At 50.1% G+C, this 14,370-nt stretch carries 15 protein-coding genes; 12 read left to right on the top strand and 3 right to left on the bottom strand.

The annotated features are described in order from the left end of the window. The first annotated feature begins 7 nt into the window (after positions 1-7). From EIZ37_RS08080 to EIZ37_RS08040, 9 genes are read left to right on the top strand one after another with little or no spacing between them, the layout of a single operon-like run. Positions 8-1,990, top strand: a complete 1,983-nt coding sequence (locus tag EIZ37_RS08080) for a BglG family transcription antiterminator (protein ID WP_167568723.1) — start codon at positions 8-10, stop codon at positions 1,988-1,990. Continuing rightward, a complete protein-coding gene (locus tag EIZ37_RS08075; protein ID WP_134684065.1) occupies positions 1,950-3,083 on the top strand; it encodes an amidohydrolase/deacetylase family metallohydrolase in 1,134 nt (377 codons plus the stop codon). The genes EIZ37_RS08080 and EIZ37_RS08075 overlap by 41 nt, the downstream gene beginning before the upstream one ends. After that, the gene (locus EIZ37_RS08070) at positions 3,074-3,475 is read left to right on the top strand and encodes a hypothetical protein (protein WP_134684064.1); all 402 of its coding nucleotides are present in this window, start codon (positions 3,074-3,076) and stop codon (positions 3,473-3,475) included. Before EIZ37_RS08075 ends, EIZ37_RS08070 begins: the two co-directional genes overlap by 10 nt. After that, entirely contained in the window at positions 3,468-3,830 is a 363-nt protein-coding gene (locus tag EIZ37_RS08065; RefSeq protein ID WP_134684063.1) for an SFCGS family glycine-rich protein, read from the top strand. Before EIZ37_RS08070 ends, EIZ37_RS08065 begins: the two co-directional genes overlap by 8 nt. A 5-nt stretch (positions 3,831-3,835) precedes the next feature. Further along, the gene (locus EIZ37_RS08060; protein ID WP_134684062.1) at positions 3,836-4,177 is read left to right on the top strand and encodes a DUF4312 family protein; all 342 of its coding nucleotides are present in this window, start codon (positions 3,836-3,838) and stop codon (positions 4,175-4,177) included. 37 nt (positions 4,178-4,214) lie between these two features. Next, positions 4,215-5,000, top strand: a complete 786-nt coding sequence (locus tag EIZ37_RS08055; protein WP_134684061.1) for a DUF4311 domain-containing protein — start codon at positions 4,215-4,217, stop codon at positions 4,998-5,000. A 2-nt stretch (positions 5,001-5,002) separates the two neighbouring features. Further along, entirely contained in the window at positions 5,003-5,662 is a 660-nt protein-coding gene (locus EIZ37_RS08050; RefSeq protein WP_134684060.1) for a DUF4310 family protein, read from the top strand. Positions 5,663-5,700: 38 nt separating this feature from the next. Next, the gene (locus EIZ37_RS08045; RefSeq protein ID WP_134684059.1) at positions 5,701-6,801 is read left to right on the top strand and encodes a DgaE family pyridoxal phosphate-dependent ammonia lyase; all 1,101 of its coding nucleotides are present in this window, start codon (positions 5,701-5,703) and stop codon (positions 6,799-6,801) included. A 15-nt stretch (positions 6,802-6,816) separates the two neighbouring features. Next, positions 6,817-7,548, top strand: coding sequence for a KDGP aldolase (locus EIZ37_RS08040; protein WP_134684058.1), 732 nt, complete (start codon positions 6,817-6,819; stop codon positions 7,546-7,548). Positions 7,549-7,644: 96 nt separating this feature from the next. On the opposite strand, the gene EIZ37_RS08035 is transcribed toward EIZ37_RS08040, so the two are convergent. Then, a complete protein-coding gene (locus EIZ37_RS08035) occupies positions 7,645-8,196 on the bottom strand; it encodes a shikimate kinase (RefSeq protein WP_134684122.1) in 552 nt (183 codons plus the stop codon). Between the two features lie 184 nt (positions 8,197-8,380). After that, a complete protein-coding gene (locus EIZ37_RS08030) occupies positions 8,381-9,505 on the bottom strand; it encodes an NAD(P)/FAD-dependent oxidoreductase (protein WP_134684057.1) in 1,125 nt (374 codons plus the stop codon). Between the two features lie 173 nt (positions 9,506-9,678). On the opposite strand from EIZ37_RS08030, the gene EIZ37_RS08025 reads away from it, so the two are divergent. Both EIZ37_RS08025 and EIZ37_RS08020 read left to right on the top strand, forming a co-directional pair. Then, positions 9,679-10,917 carry an aminopeptidase gene (locus EIZ37_RS08025; RefSeq protein WP_134684056.1) on the top strand — a complete coding sequence of 413 codons (1,239 nt, stop codon included), beginning with the start codon at positions 9,679-9,681 and terminating at the stop codon, positions 10,915-10,917. Positions 10,918-11,304: 387 nt separating this feature from the next. Beyond that, positions 11,305-12,624, top strand: coding sequence for an LLM class flavin-dependent oxidoreductase (locus EIZ37_RS08020; protein ID WP_407921127.1), 1,320 nt, complete (start codon positions 11,305-11,307; stop codon positions 12,622-12,624). Between the two features lie 75 nt (positions 12,625-12,699). Here EIZ37_RS08020 and EIZ37_RS08015 read toward each other — a convergent pair whose 3' ends face one another. Continuing rightward, positions 12,700-13,716: an LLM class flavin-dependent oxidoreductase gene (locus EIZ37_RS08015; RefSeq protein ID WP_134684054.1), complete on the bottom strand. Its 1,017-nt coding sequence runs from the start codon at positions 13,714-13,716 to the stop codon at positions 12,700-12,702. Positions 13,717-14,062: 346 nt separating this feature from the next. Here EIZ37_RS08015 and EIZ37_RS08010 point away from each other — a divergent pair, with 346 nt between their 5' ends. Further along, a complete protein-coding gene (locus tag EIZ37_RS08010) occupies positions 14,063-14,320 on the top strand; it encodes a glutaredoxin family protein (protein WP_134684053.1) in 258 nt (85 codons plus the stop codon). Positions 14,321-14,370: the final 50 nt, after the last annotated feature.

Raw genomic sequence — 14,370 nt, 5'->3', positions numbered from 1 at the left:
TGTAAACATGCTGCTTTCCTCACGTTCCCGGGAGCTTCTCAAAGTCATTATTGATTCGAAGCAGCCAATGGTGATCAAGGATTTGGCTCATCATTTCAAAGTCAGTGAGCGGACAATCAAATACGATCTAGAAGGGCTCCGTATATGGCTGAGGGAGCATGAGGTACCGTTGCTTTCCCAGCGCAACAAAGGGATATGGATCGATGAGGGAGCAGAAAAGCGCAGACGTTTGCGCGAAGTATTAAATCAGCATAAAGCGGAAGATATTTTCTTGAACCAGAGAGAAAGAGTGAAATACATCGTTTGGGAATTGCTGCTTGCCTCTCGATATATCCGGATCAATGACCTGGCGGAAAAGTTTAGTGTGAGCCGCAATACCATCATTTCGGACTTAAAAGAAGTAGAAAGGCATGTCGCCAGCTGCCAGCTGACGTTGCATAGCAAAACCCGTTTTGGCTTGTTGCTGGAGGGCTCCGAGTGGAAAAAGCGTCTTGCCATGGAGTATGTCGTACAAGGCCTGCTGGACAATGCGGATATGCAGCATATGGTCCATCGCATGCTAGTTAAAAACGATGCTCATCTGCCAAGTAAGATCCAGCAGCTTTTTCAGCTTTCTGGACGGGATCTGCAGATGATTCAGCAGGTGATGGAACAATTCGTAGATCAAGTGAAAATGCGATTGGACCTGTGCATATCAGATCGGGCGGTGATCAGCGGCATCATTCGGCTATGTATTTCTTTTCACAGGATGCATTCCAAGCAACCGCCGCTTCCTGAGACAAGCGATATCGAAAAAGCGAAAAGCTGGACGGGGTTCGCATTATTGAAAAACATACTTCGACGGTTGACGATAAAATGTGACTTCGAGCTGCCCGACGAGGAGATCGCTTTCATCTGCTTGCCGGTTATGGGAGTGCTTTCCTCCTCAGATGAAGATGTGTTGTCTGCCACACAGCAGCAAGAAATGTATCAAATCACCACGCAATTGGTGGAAACAATCAGTGCGCTTGCGGGCATGCCTTTTTACGAGGAGCCAGAATTGTTTGCCCATTTGCATTCACACCTTTCCGACCGCATCGCCACATACAAAAGCGGGATCTTGCAGCCGAATCCATTAACCGATGAGATTATGCGAGCCTATCCGGAGATGTTCCGCCATGTCAAAGGTGCGTGCGAATCTGTCTTAAAACCATACGGCATACAGCTCTTGGACTCGGATATCGCTTTTCTCGTTCTCCATTTTCAAGCAGCCTATGACCGTTTGAAGGAAATACGTAAAATCAACGCACTTGTGGTCTGTGGTACAGGGAGAGGGACCGCTAGATTTTTAAAAACGCATTTGGAAAATGAAGTGAAAGCCTTGCAGGTGGTCGGCCTTTGTTCCGCGCTGGAAGTGGAGAAATACATAGCATCGAGGAAAGTGGACGTGATTATCAGTGTTCTCCCGTTGCAAGTGGAGATACCCGTGATCATCGTGCATCCGCTGCCAACGAGGAATGATATTGCTACGATTCATCAAGTGCTTGCAACCATCCGGATGAAAAAGCCCATGCTGTTTGCAAGGCACACGCAGAAGAAAAGCCCGCTTCCTTGTACGCTAGGCGCGGAGATTCATCAACAAGACCTGCCGATCATGGAGAGAATGTCACAAGAAATTATTTTCAAAGGGTTTGAGCTAAGCCAAAAGATCATCCATTCCTGTAAAGATTTGCTAACAGAACAAAGGGCAGCTGGGCTCCAATTGCACATCATGCTGATGGTGAACCGGTTGACTTTCGGCTCAGCATACACAGATATGGTTAACGAAATGAGACATTCCGCGCTGGAGATAAATCCTGTACGGCAAAGATTGCTGTCTGTGCTGGAGGAGGCTGAGTTGACGCTGCCGCCAAGTGAAATCGATGCGATCTTGCGTTACTTTGCATACGAAAGGAGTGGCCGAACTGATCATGAAAGCGGATATACTCGTAAAGAATGGACGGGTCATTGATCCTTCGATGGGACTCTTCGGCATGTATGATCTTGCGATTACAAAGGGAAAGATTGCCGCTGTTGTTCAACAAGGGAATTTGCCAGTGGATTTTCCGGCGGAACAGGTGTTGGATGTGAGCGGCTGTATCGTAACGCCCGGACTGATCGATTTGCACACCCACGTCTTTGAAGAAGACACAGCATTGGGAATCTTCGCTGATCGTGTAGGGGTCGAGCAAGGGGTGACGACTGTCGTTGATGCGGGAAGTGCAGGTGCTTTTACATTTGAAGCTTTTCTCGCCAAGTCGGTTAAGCCAGCCATCACACAGGTTTTGGCATTTCTCAACATTTCCGGTGACGGATTGTGCAGGGGTCTTTCGGAACTTTCCGATCTTAGCAGATTAGCTCCTGTCGAATCCGCCGAGTTGATCAAGCATTTTCCGGAGATCAGGGGGATCAAGGTCCGAATGAGTGCATCCGTCGTAAAAAACAGCGGCATCGAACCGCTAAAAATGGCAAGAAAACTTTCCGATGAAGTCAATCTGCCATTGATGGTCCACATCGGGAACGCACCCCCGGCACTCCCCGTAATCCTGGATCTGCTTAAAGAGGGAGATGTGGTCACGCACGCGTTTCATGGAAAAAAGGGCGGCATTCTCGATGAGGAAGGCAGGCCGATTCCGGCAGTAACATCTGCATTGAACAGAGGGGTTTTATTGGATGTCGGGCACGGAACATCAAGCTTTAGCTTCGAAATCTTGCGCCAGGCGATGAAGGAAGGAATATTGCCTTTTTCCATTAGTTCGGACATTTACCGGCAAAATATCGAGGGACCTGTATATAGCCAGGTTACCACAATGAACAAATGTCTCGCAGTGGGCCTCCCGTTAGAGAAAGTCATCGAAGCCGCGACGATTGCCCCTGCCAGTGTATTGGGGCTCGCGGATGAAATCGGAACCCTCAAGCAGGGGACGATCGCCGATGTAACCGTACTGAAGCTCGAGCAATCTCCTGCGGCATTAACGGATTCCGAAAATATGCAAATCGCATCGGACTATACACTGCTGCCTCAGTACACGATAAAAGCAGGAAAGGTATTGAAGTGTCTATGATTAATGAAACGATTCAAGAGATAGCGAAACAATCACATATCGATATATCTGAAATTTCTGAATTAAAATCACTCCTCACACTGGTGAAACAGGAAGCATCGGGCATCGGCCTGATGATTTCATCTGAGCGGATGCTGCTGATGGGCGTTCATTTGCTAGCCTTCATGCGGAGGGTAACCAGCGGGGAGAAGCTTCCTGCCATGGACAGCTCCCTCTTTGCGGAGATCCCGCCTGATATGCTTGCCCTAAGCTCCCGGATCTTAGAAGCCTACGGACTAAGCGGGCTGTCAGCGAAGCCGGATGATACGGAAATTTTCCTCATGGCCGTCCATTTTGAAACGGCTAGAAAACTGCAAGAAGAATGGGAACAGGGAGGTCATGTACATGGTTAAAAAGGTGAAGGTGGTCATTGGCGACCGGCTGGGGAAAGGTCAGAATGTCGCTCTGGGCGTGGAAGCAGCCGGAGGCATCGCGATCGTCATCCCTGGAGTAGGAGCGGACATGAAGGTTGGCGATGTGATGCAAGCGGAAAACGCAGATTTCGGGCTGTCTTTTTGCGGAAGCGGTGGTGCCGGGGCGTTAACAGCCAAAACGAAATATGGATATTCGATTGAATATGGCCTTCGCTCAGTCGAAGCAGGGATTACGGCTTTGCGAAAAGGGCATCGCGTCATCGGCTTTGGATTCATGGATACGGAGGAATTGGGAAGAAGAATGACGGAAACTTATATCCAATTAGGCAGGTGAAGCGCATGTACAAAGAGCAGGTCGTTACGCTGACGCTAAGCGGAGCCGCTGAAACAAAAGAAGGCGCCTTCAATAAAATTTTTGGACAGATCAAGACGGCAATCTCCAAGCAAGTATCGGAAGTGATCGTACGCATTGAGCCGCAAGAGGTCGAGGTCCTTTCGGCAAAAGAGGCGATTCATACCGAGAAATTCCTAGGCTTTCTGTTCCCAAGGCAAAGAACGACCTACGAGATTACAGCGAAAATCAGTGTTCGTCTTGGGATCATAGAGGTCTCAAAGATAGAGTTTCAACAAGAAAATCATGCTCATGCGGTTCAAGGGAAGCAGATGCTGGCTCAGAGATAGTACCTTAACCAATTGAATAGAAAAAGGGGGGATTTATGTGGTGACTTTGCTCATTATCTTTAAATCATTGATTATTGGCGCTTTGGTGGGATTCGGTGTTGGCGCAGGCGCTGCCCGCATGTTTCATGCACCGAATGTTCAGGGCATGGGGGCTTTTCGCACTTTTGGGGAGCTGAACGCTTGCGCGGGTGACCCGATTTCACACTTTTCTTTTGGACTAGGCTTCCTCTTTAACTCTTGGGCTTCGGTGGTAGGCGCTGGTGCCTTAACACAGGATGTCGACCATCGGATTTTGCCAAACTGGGCGGCTGCCGCTTTGCTCTGGAAAAACAAAAACGTAGAGGAAACGCTGCACAATCCAAAGCGGATGGCCATAGCAGGAGCGATCATCGGTGCGGTCGTGGTGACGATTCTGAATTCAACCGCAGCGGCGATTCCCGTCTCGATGCAAATGGTTGCGACAAAAGTGCTGGTTCCCGCGGCCAACTGGCTGATCAACCCGATCATGCCGATCGTGTTCTGGATGGCGGCGATGGATGCGGGCCGCAGAACCGGGGTATGGGGAACCGTATTGGGCGGGTTATCGCACCTGGTGATGGGCAATGCGGTACCAGGCATCGTGTTAGGGATATTGATTGGGAAAGGGGTGGACGACAGCGGCTGGGACCGCATTACGAAAACCTTGGTCACAGCTGTGGTGCTGTTGTTTGTGCTCAGTGGATTTTTCCGTGGATTTGATGCGGCTTTCCTGCACAGCATCAATGTCGAGGTACCTCAATGGTTGATTGATCTCCATAAAATGTTCGGATCGGCGGTGAAATAAGGATGAGTACACTTCCACTGCAACAAACTAGAGGCTTTTGGTTTTCCGAATGGGCATTCCCGATCTTTGTCGCCACGCTTGCCTCGGGGATTTTTGCCGGTACGCATCTATACTATGTCTATCATATCGGCGCATTTAATGATATTGCGATTGTCGCCATGCTAGAGGCGGGGATCAAAGGGGGGAGCTATGGAGCAGCGGCGGCGTTTGGTGCCAGCTTTCTGTTTGCCCGGGTCTTGGAAGGCCCGCTTGTCGGGATTTTGGACATCGGGGGATCACTGCAGACCGGGATCGGGATAGGCGTACCTGCGCTGATGCTGGGCGCTGGTATAACCGCGCCGCTGACGTCATTTCCGCTTGCCCTGCTGACGGGTGCCGTGCTGGGATATGCCATCGGAGCCGTGATCATTCTCATTCGCAAGTTCACGATTAATTCTTCGCAGTCAACGTTTGGAGCAGACATCATGATGGGGGCGGGCAATGCGGCTGGGCGCTATCTCGGTCCGCTCATCATCATTTCCGCCATCATGGCCTCCATACCAGTCGGGATTGGGGCCACGATTGGAGGAGGGATCTTTTACCACTACAAAAAGCCCGTTGCGGGGGGAGCCATTATCGGGGCGATGATTTTGGGCGCCATATTCCCGATTGCGGCTCAATAAAAAAATCGTACGGATCACGGAAAGTAGGTGCTATACAAGTGGGAATTTACCAAACGTTCGGTTTACAGCCGATTATCAATGCCAGTGGAAAGATGACGGCGTTGGGGGCAAGCGCTGTTGACCCTGCGGTTGCCAAGGCAATGGCTGATGCGGCCATGGATTACGTAGACATCCAGGACCTCATCCGGAAGGCCGGAGCATACATTGCAAAAGCGACGGATGCAGAGGATGGCTGTCCCACACCCGGAGCGGCTGCAGGTATCGCCATCGCGACAGCTGCGGTCATCGCAGGCACGAATTTGAACCTGATCGAGCAACTGCCTTTCTCGGAGGGGTTCCCCAACGAAATCATCATCCAGAAAGGTCACAGCATTCATTTTGGTGCATCCCTTACACAAATGATTCGTCTGGGAGGCGGGAAACCAATCGAGGTGGGGCACGCCAATCACGTGGAAAATGCTCATGTGGAAAATGCGATCAATGAGCGTACGGCTGCGTTGTTTTACGTGAAATCCCATCACACCGTGCAAAAAGGCATGCAAAAGCTGGAGACGTTCATTCGTCTCGCCAAGCAGTATCAGCTGCCGTTGATCGTGGATGCGGCAGCAGAAGAGGATCTTCGCTTCTATGTGGCCCAGGGAGCAGATCTTGTCATTTACAGTGGCGGCAAGGCGATCGGGGGGCCGACGTCTGGATTGATCTGCGGTCGTGCAACCTACGTGGAGGCATGCCGGGCACAGTACAAAGGAATCGGACGGGCGATGAAGGTGGGCAAGGAAGCGATCGTTGGACTGTTGACTGCGTTACAGCGCTATGACGTATCGGCTGCGAATGCAACTGAGCAGCTGCGGCGAATGAAGTGGCTGGTTGATCAACTCAGCGACATACCTGGTTTGAAAGGCGAAGTGGTGCAAGACGAAGCGGGACGTGCGATATACCGGGCGCAGCTGAAGATCGATCCACATACGGCTGGCTTGCATGCGAGCGATTTGATTCGACAACTGGAATCCGGCACACCATCGATCCATACGCGCAATCACTATGGAAATATCGGAATCATCAGCATCGACCCGCGACCGTTGTTGGCGGGGCAGGAAGAAGTCATCGTCCAACGGATCAGAGAGATCATGCAACCATGAGGAGGAGGGACCCTTTTGTCAGCTGCAAAACCATTGGTGAGGTTTAATGTACTAGCCAAAAATATCGAGAATGCAAGACAGATCCTGGAGGAGACGGATGGCAACGTGCTGATCGGATTGATGGTAAAATCTTTCCCGTCCGTATCAGAGGCGGTAGAGACCATAAATGCCTTTCAACAAGCAAACATTCCGGTTTCCGTTGGATTGGGGGATGGAGATCCGGCCCAATGGAAAAAGGTGGCGGACGTTGCAGCACAGACCAAACCTGTTCACGTAAATCAGATTTTTCCGGCAGCGGGGTATACGCTCGCATGCTTGCAACACGCCGATAGTTCGCATACGATCGTGAATGCCTTGATCGCTCCCAGCGGAATTCCCGGAAAAGTCATCGTTTCAACAGGACCGCACAGTCGAGCCTTTTCCGATCCGATTTCCTGTGATGCCGCTGCCGCGATGCTGGCGGATGTGGGCGTTACCTCCGTCAAATTTTTTCCGATCCAGGGGACGGAGCGTCTGGACGAAGTCGAGGAAATGGTACGAGCTGCGGTCCGGCAAAAGATTACGATATTTGAACCGACCGGAGGGATTAATGTCCGTACCATCGGCCAGGTGATCGAGGCATGCTTACAGCCAGGGGTGGAGCAAATCATCCCCCATGTGTATACGGCCATCGTCGATAAAACCACTGGCTATACTCGGTTAGAGGATATCCGGGCTTTACGGCAAGCGGTAATGGAACGATTGTAATGGAAGAATATAGAGCCTTTGCAGATAGCAAAGGCTCTTCATTTTATTGCTCGAACAAAGAGGGTGGCGGTGTCAATCATTTTGTTGACGACCAGGTTAGTAAAGTTCCCAAGCTAGCTTGAGGGATTCCACAATTTGCTCGGCTGCAGTCTCTGGATTTAATTCGTTGGTGGAGATTTTCGAATGGTGGAGGGAATACGCTTTTTGTCTGCTTAGGAAGAGACTCTCGATTTCATCCAAAGATTTTTGCTGCAGGATGGGGCGGCTGTCGATAATCAACGGGATGCGTTCCTTCCAAGACTCCCAAGACAAATCGATAAAAAATACGATGCAGGTAGACAAGCAAGCCTTTCTGACCTCTTCCTGCAGATAAGCGCCACCGCCTAATGAGATGACCTTCAACCGGGTAGTGGTGCAAAGCGAAACGATCAGTTCCCGTTCCATTCTACGAAACTCTGCTTCCCCAAATTCTTGAAAGATCTGAGATACCGGCATCTTGTAACGTTTTTCAATCTCTTGATCAATATCGATAAAATCGCGGTAGAGCTTCTTTGCTACGAGCTTGCCGATCGTCGTCTTGCCGGCACCCATAAAACCGATGAACGCAATATTCTTTTCACGTATGGAAATGTTCGTATTTTCAGTCATATTCATAACGCTCTTTCTCTATCGGAATGATAATGCTTTCGTCTATTATGATCGGTGGAAATCAACTGTGTCAAATCAAATTGATGAGTTCGCAGATGTTCCCGCAGTTCATGATCAATTGCAGGAAGAAGGACGGGGGCTGAGTTCATTCTAGCCCCGACATCCGGTGATTCAGTCTGTGAATTCAGGAATGAACCAACGCGCCTTCCACCTTGTAAAGCTCCAGATCAATGTCGAGCTCCATGTCCAACGCCAGCTTGGCAAGCTGAAAACCGATATAGGGTCCCATCGTCAGACCGGAGGCACCCAAGCCGTTGGCAACGAGTATTCCATCCCAACCGGGCAGACTCCCGATCACGGGAAGGAACCCGGGAGTGAAGGGACGAAAGCCGACTCTCGCCTCTAAAAACGTTCCATCCGCGATGGCTGGGGCTGTATCCAACGCTTTGTTCAATACTTCATGCATGCCGCCTGCAGTGAGCCGTGTGTCAAATCCGTCCACATCGTTTTCGTGTGTGGCGCCCACTACGATCCGTCCGTTCTCAAAGGCGAGCATATATTGATCATTCGGAGGGATAACGACTGGCCAGGAATCGGTATCAGCAGCCGGCAGTTCCAGGTGAAGTATTTGCGCTTTCTGGTAGGTCACTTTGAAGTGGACCCCCAGTGGTTCCAGCAGCTGATCGGCCCAAGCACCCGCACAAACAACGATGGTATCGCCATCAATGCGGTCACTTCCAACCTGCACACCGGTTATTCGCGTACCTTCGTGCTGAAGGACAGCATCCCCGTTAACGTATGAAGCTCCATGACGTTGTGCCGCTCGAAGCAGGGCATCCCGCAGCGCACGCCCATCTACCCTGGCCGCCCCGCTAATATGCACCGCGCCATATTCATCAGCAAGCGGCGGAAACAAGTATTTTGCTTCTTTTGGAGATAGCAGTGCAATCTCTCCGACCTCTGGCGCATCTGCTTTGCGCTTTTCGGCTCGTTTGACCATCTCTTCAAGCTTTTGCAAATCTTTATGTATACTAAGCGCCCCGACACGGCGATACCCGGTTTGCATCTCTCCTTCTTGTTCTAGTTCCTCGATGAGTGAGGGATAGAACCGAGCTCCACCCTTCGCGAGCTGGTACCAAGCTTGATTGCGTCTCTGTGACAACCAGGGACAGATGATTCCGGCAGCCGCATCCGTGGCTTGTCCCTTATCCGCGCGGTCCACGATGATCACATCGGCTCCTGCCTTAGCCAATTGGTAGGCAGTCGATGCTCCCAATATTCCTGCTCCCACTACGATACACTTTTTCATATTCTCAGCATCCTCTTTACTTCTTTCTCTTTCTGCACTTCTCTATTATACCTGTCTGGCAATCCATTACCCAATACAGGATCCTTTGACAAGCAAAGGACATCGTTCTGATGGAACCTGTTATAATGATAGTATTCCATGCATTGGTAATCCATAAAAGGAGCGAAATTGATATGTCGTCGTTTGAAACGCAGTTGGAGAAGTACGCCGAGTTAGTCATTAAAGTCGGTGTGAATCTGCAGAGGGGGCAGGTGCTGTTGCTGGAAGCACCGATTGAAACGGCCGACCTTGCTCGCAGAATTGTGCGGAAGGCTTATGAGAATGGTGCACGCTATGTAGACATTCATTGGATCGATGAGATTAGCACCCGGATCCGTTTTGAATCTGCGGAGGATGAGTCATTTTCCTACTATCCCGAATGGAAAGCCCGCACGATGGAGATGCTTGCTGAAAACGGCGGAGCCCTATTACATATTAAAGTCCCAGATCCTGAGCTTTATAAAGGAATCGACCCGGCCAAAGTGGCACGTGCCAACAAAGCGATGGCTGAAGCGCGTCAGAAAGCCCAGTCTTACGTGCGAAACAATAAGTTTAGCTGGTGTCTGATGAAAGCACCTACGAAGGCATGGGCGGATAAGGTGTTTCCGGAGCTTCCCGAGAAAGAACGCATTCCTGCCATGTGGGACGCCATTTTCCGCATGAATCGTGTCGATCAAGAGGATCCGGTTGCAGCATGGCGCGATCATATCGACCGGCTGAAGCTGCTGCAAAATCGTTTGAATGAAAAGCGTTACCGCCGACTGATCTATAAGGCTCCGGGTACCGACCTGTCGCTGGAGCTGGCAGACGGGCATCTATGGCTAGGTGGCGGAGATTTGAACGAAGATGGTGTTTATTTCGTAGCGAACATGCCGACGGACGAAGTCTACACGATGCCGAAACGGACAGGGGTAAATGGAACCGTTCGCAGTACCTTGCCGCTCAATCTGAACGGAAATATCGTGGACAACTTCTCATTGACATTTAAAGACGGAAGAGTCGTGGATTTCACTGCCGAGACGGGAGCGGTGCATCTGGAAGCCTTGCTCAACATGGACGAAGGAGCCCGCTATCTGGGAGAAGTGGCACTTGTTCCAGTCTCTTCGCCAATTGCGGGCATGAATCGTATATTCTATAACACGGGGATTGATGAAAACGCGTCCTGTCACATCGCATTGGGCAGCGCCTATCCCGTCAACATGGAGGGCGGACGTTCGCTCAGCAAAGAAGAGCTGCTGCAACGAGGCGGCAACGTCAGCCTCACCCATGTGGACTTTATGATTGGCTCAGCCGAGCTTGATATCGACGGCGAACTTGCGGATGGAACGCTGGAACCTGTTTTCCGCAAAGGGAATTGGGCTTTTGAACTGTAGGGCATATGGTTCAAGCATCTCACTGAGATAATAGGACAAACGATTTTTACAAGATTAGCAAAAAGGCAACCGATCAATTGGCTGCCTTTTTCACGTTAGTCGTGATTATCTGGATAGCACTTCGCAATCTTGATATTGAGACGATGATGAAGGGAGAATTTACAATGGCCATATCCCTACTTGACAACTCGGATTTATGCCAATATCCTTGTTTGTAAGAATCAACCACAAATCGAATAAGAACAAGATGCTGATTGGTCAACCAAAGGCTCCTATGTACAATAGGGGCTTTTTTGCTTTCCTTGAAAAAAGCCTCTATTTTACGAAAAATGGCAAACGAAGGAGGACATGAACTTGACCAGTGTAAGAAAGCTCAAGCTAGGAACCATGATACATGGAGTGGGGGGAAACATGGGTGCATGGAGGCATCAGAACGCTTTGACGGATGCCAGTGTGAACTTTGGGTTCTATGTGCAGCAGGCCCAAAAAGCAGAAGAGGGGAAGTTTGATCTTGTCTTTATTGCCGATGGTTTGTATATCAACGAAAAATCACTGCCCCATTTTCTAAATCGGTTTGAACCGCTTACCATTTTGTCTGCATTGGGGGCGATGACGTCAAAAATCGGTCTGGTCGGAACCGTTTCGACTACATACAGTGAACCATTTACCGTAGCCAGACAGTTTGCCTCTCTGGATCACATCAGCGGGGGGCGGGCTGGCTGGAATGTCGTGACGTCTCCCTTGGAAGGCTCAGCGCTTAACTACGGAAAAAAAGAACATCCTTCCCATGAGCACCGCTACCGGATTGCGGAGGAGCATTTGCAGGTGACAAAAGGCTTATGGGACTCGTGGGAAGACGATGCTTTTGTAAGGGATAAGGATACGGGCGTATTTTTCGATCCGCAAAAAATGCATCGGTTGAATCATCAAGGGGAGTTTTTCTCCGTGCAAGGTCCTTTGAACATCGCGCGTTCCAGACAAGGCTATCCGGTCATTTTCCAGGCAGGTTCATCCGAGAGTGGAAAAACGTTGGCCGCGAAATCAGCCGACGCGGTTTTCACAGGAGTTGAAACACTGGAGGACGCGAAACGTTTTTTTAGGGATGTAAAAACGAGAGCGGCGGAATATGGACGTTCCTCAGATGACATCCTCATTTTCCCTGGCATTCGTCCCATTGTCGGCTCGACACAGGCGGAGGCGGAGAGAAAGCATGAGGAGATTGCGAGACTGGTCAGCATTGAGCATGCCTTGAACTACTTGGGAAGATTTTTTGATCACCACGATTTTTCGCAATACCCGTTGGATGACCCATTTCCCGAATTGGGTGACATCGGGAGCAACAGCTTTCGGAGCACGACAGACAAGATCAAGCAAACGGCCAAGGAGAAGCAGTGGACACTGCGGCAGGTAGCGCTGGAAACCGCTACGCCCAGAAGCGCCTTTATCGGCACACCTGAAACGGTAGCTGATCGGATTCAACAGTGGTTTGATGAGAAAGCGGCGGATGGTTTCATCATCCACACCAGTGTATCTGGTGGATTAGACGACTTTGTCGATTTCGTCGTTCCGCTCTTGCAGGAGCGAGGGATTTACCGTACTGAGTATGAAGCGGACACGCTGCGCGGAAATTTGGGACTTTCCATCCCTGTAAACCGATACACGAGTAAAAAAGCCGCAGAACAGCAACAAGCCAGTATCCACTCATAAATGACAAAGAAAAGACTGACCCGATGCATCTCCATCCACAAGAGTCAGTCTTTTCTATTCCGCCTTAATCGTCACTCATGAAACCGTCAACTCCGAAAATGCTTCTCGCAATCGCTCATACGAGTAAAGACGTTTTTGAAAATCCTTGATCGGTGTGGTAACGATCATCTCACCCACTTGGTACCGATGCTGCAAGTCAATCAGTGTATTCCGTACGCTTTCTTTTGTACCGCGAATCACGTTAGCTTCCTTTACTTCAATCTTGTACGGCTCGGCGGATTGTTGACCAAACTCCTCAGCCTTTTTCAAGCTGGTAAGGGTTAACGTTCTTCCGCTGTTCAAATGGATTTTCACGATTTTGGCCTCCGCCGCTAACTGCTCAGCTTCTTCTTCTGTGTCCGCGACGATGACAGAAAGGGCGAGGATGGCCTCCGGTGTGCCCTTTTTCCCAATACGAAATTGCTGACGATATGTCTCCATCGCGGAAAGGCAATCGGCCTCCTCATGGTTAATAAAAAGCGCGAAGACATAGGGAATCCCACGCTCTGCAGCTAATTCCGCGCTGGCAATGCTGGTTCCCAGCAGGAATAAATCGGCTGGCTGAGGAGGAGTGGGAGTGACTTTCAAACCATAGAACGGTTGACCTGGCTTCCACTCGTCATGGAGGAATCGCTCCAACTCCACAAGTTTTTCCGCCAACGTTTTGCGAGTTGTCACTTCATCCGGCTGCAGAGCCTTTGTCGAGAGGGGCAGACCGCCGGGCGCCCTGCCAATCCCCAGATCGACGCGCCCAGGAGCCAAGGAAGCAAGCACATGGAAATTCTCTGCTACTTTGTAAGGGCTATAATGCTGCAGCATGACGCCACCTGACCCGATTCGGATTCGCTCGGTCTTTGCTAGCAAATGACTGATGAGCACTTCCGGAGAGGAGCCGACCACATGATCCAGGTCGTGGTGCTCCGATACCCAAAAACGGTGGTACCCGAGCTCTTCCGCTTTCTTTGCCAAAGCGATCGTATGCTGAAAAGCGATTGCCGCAGTTTCCCCTTCTTGAATGGGACTTTGATCCAGGATGCTAAGCTTCAGCGTCACTTTTTTTCCCTCCTAATGATGAAAAAAATAGAGGCCCCTTCGAAGGGGAAACCTTCAAAAAGGGGCCTCTGTTTGACCAGTCGGCAGTACTTGATGTATTTTTCCTAGTTATTTGCTTGGATTTTATCGGTAATTGACATGATTGTCAATGGCTATTTGATTTAGTACTGGACGAATACTTTCATGAAAATAGGTTGACGGAAAAGATTGTGGATGATATTATCCCAAGTAATCCGATAAGAATTAAATGGTTCGTCGACCAGTAAACTGGAGACTTCCTGCCAAGGCAGGGAGTCTTTTTTGTTTTCGATGGCCACCAGCAATGGGAGAGAGGGAGGAAATGTACATGGCAACAAACCAAAAAGTGATCTTATGGGGAAAAAATGGCTGCTCGTATTGCTCGAATGTCAAAGCGCTGTTGGAAGCGGAGAAACAACCGTACGAATGGATTGATGTAGAAGGAAAAGACGTTCTCCGTGATGTGCTGGAAATCAAATACGGCACTCGTCTCATCCCGGTCGTGGAAATCGGCGGGGACGGCAAATACGAGGCATTGCTTCATACGGAGCTGGATCGCCTCGAATCGCTTTTGTCCCACAAGTAAAGTCATACACAGCCAGGAGGTAAAGAGATGGGGAACGGTCCGAGTGTTCT

Source organism: Brevibacillus migulae (assembly GCF_004521915.1).
GTDB classification, from domain to species: domain Bacteria; phylum Bacillota; class Bacilli; order Brevibacillales; family Brevibacillaceae; genus Brevibacillus_F; species Brevibacillus_F migulae.
This window is presented reverse-complemented; position numbering and strand designations above follow the sequence as displayed.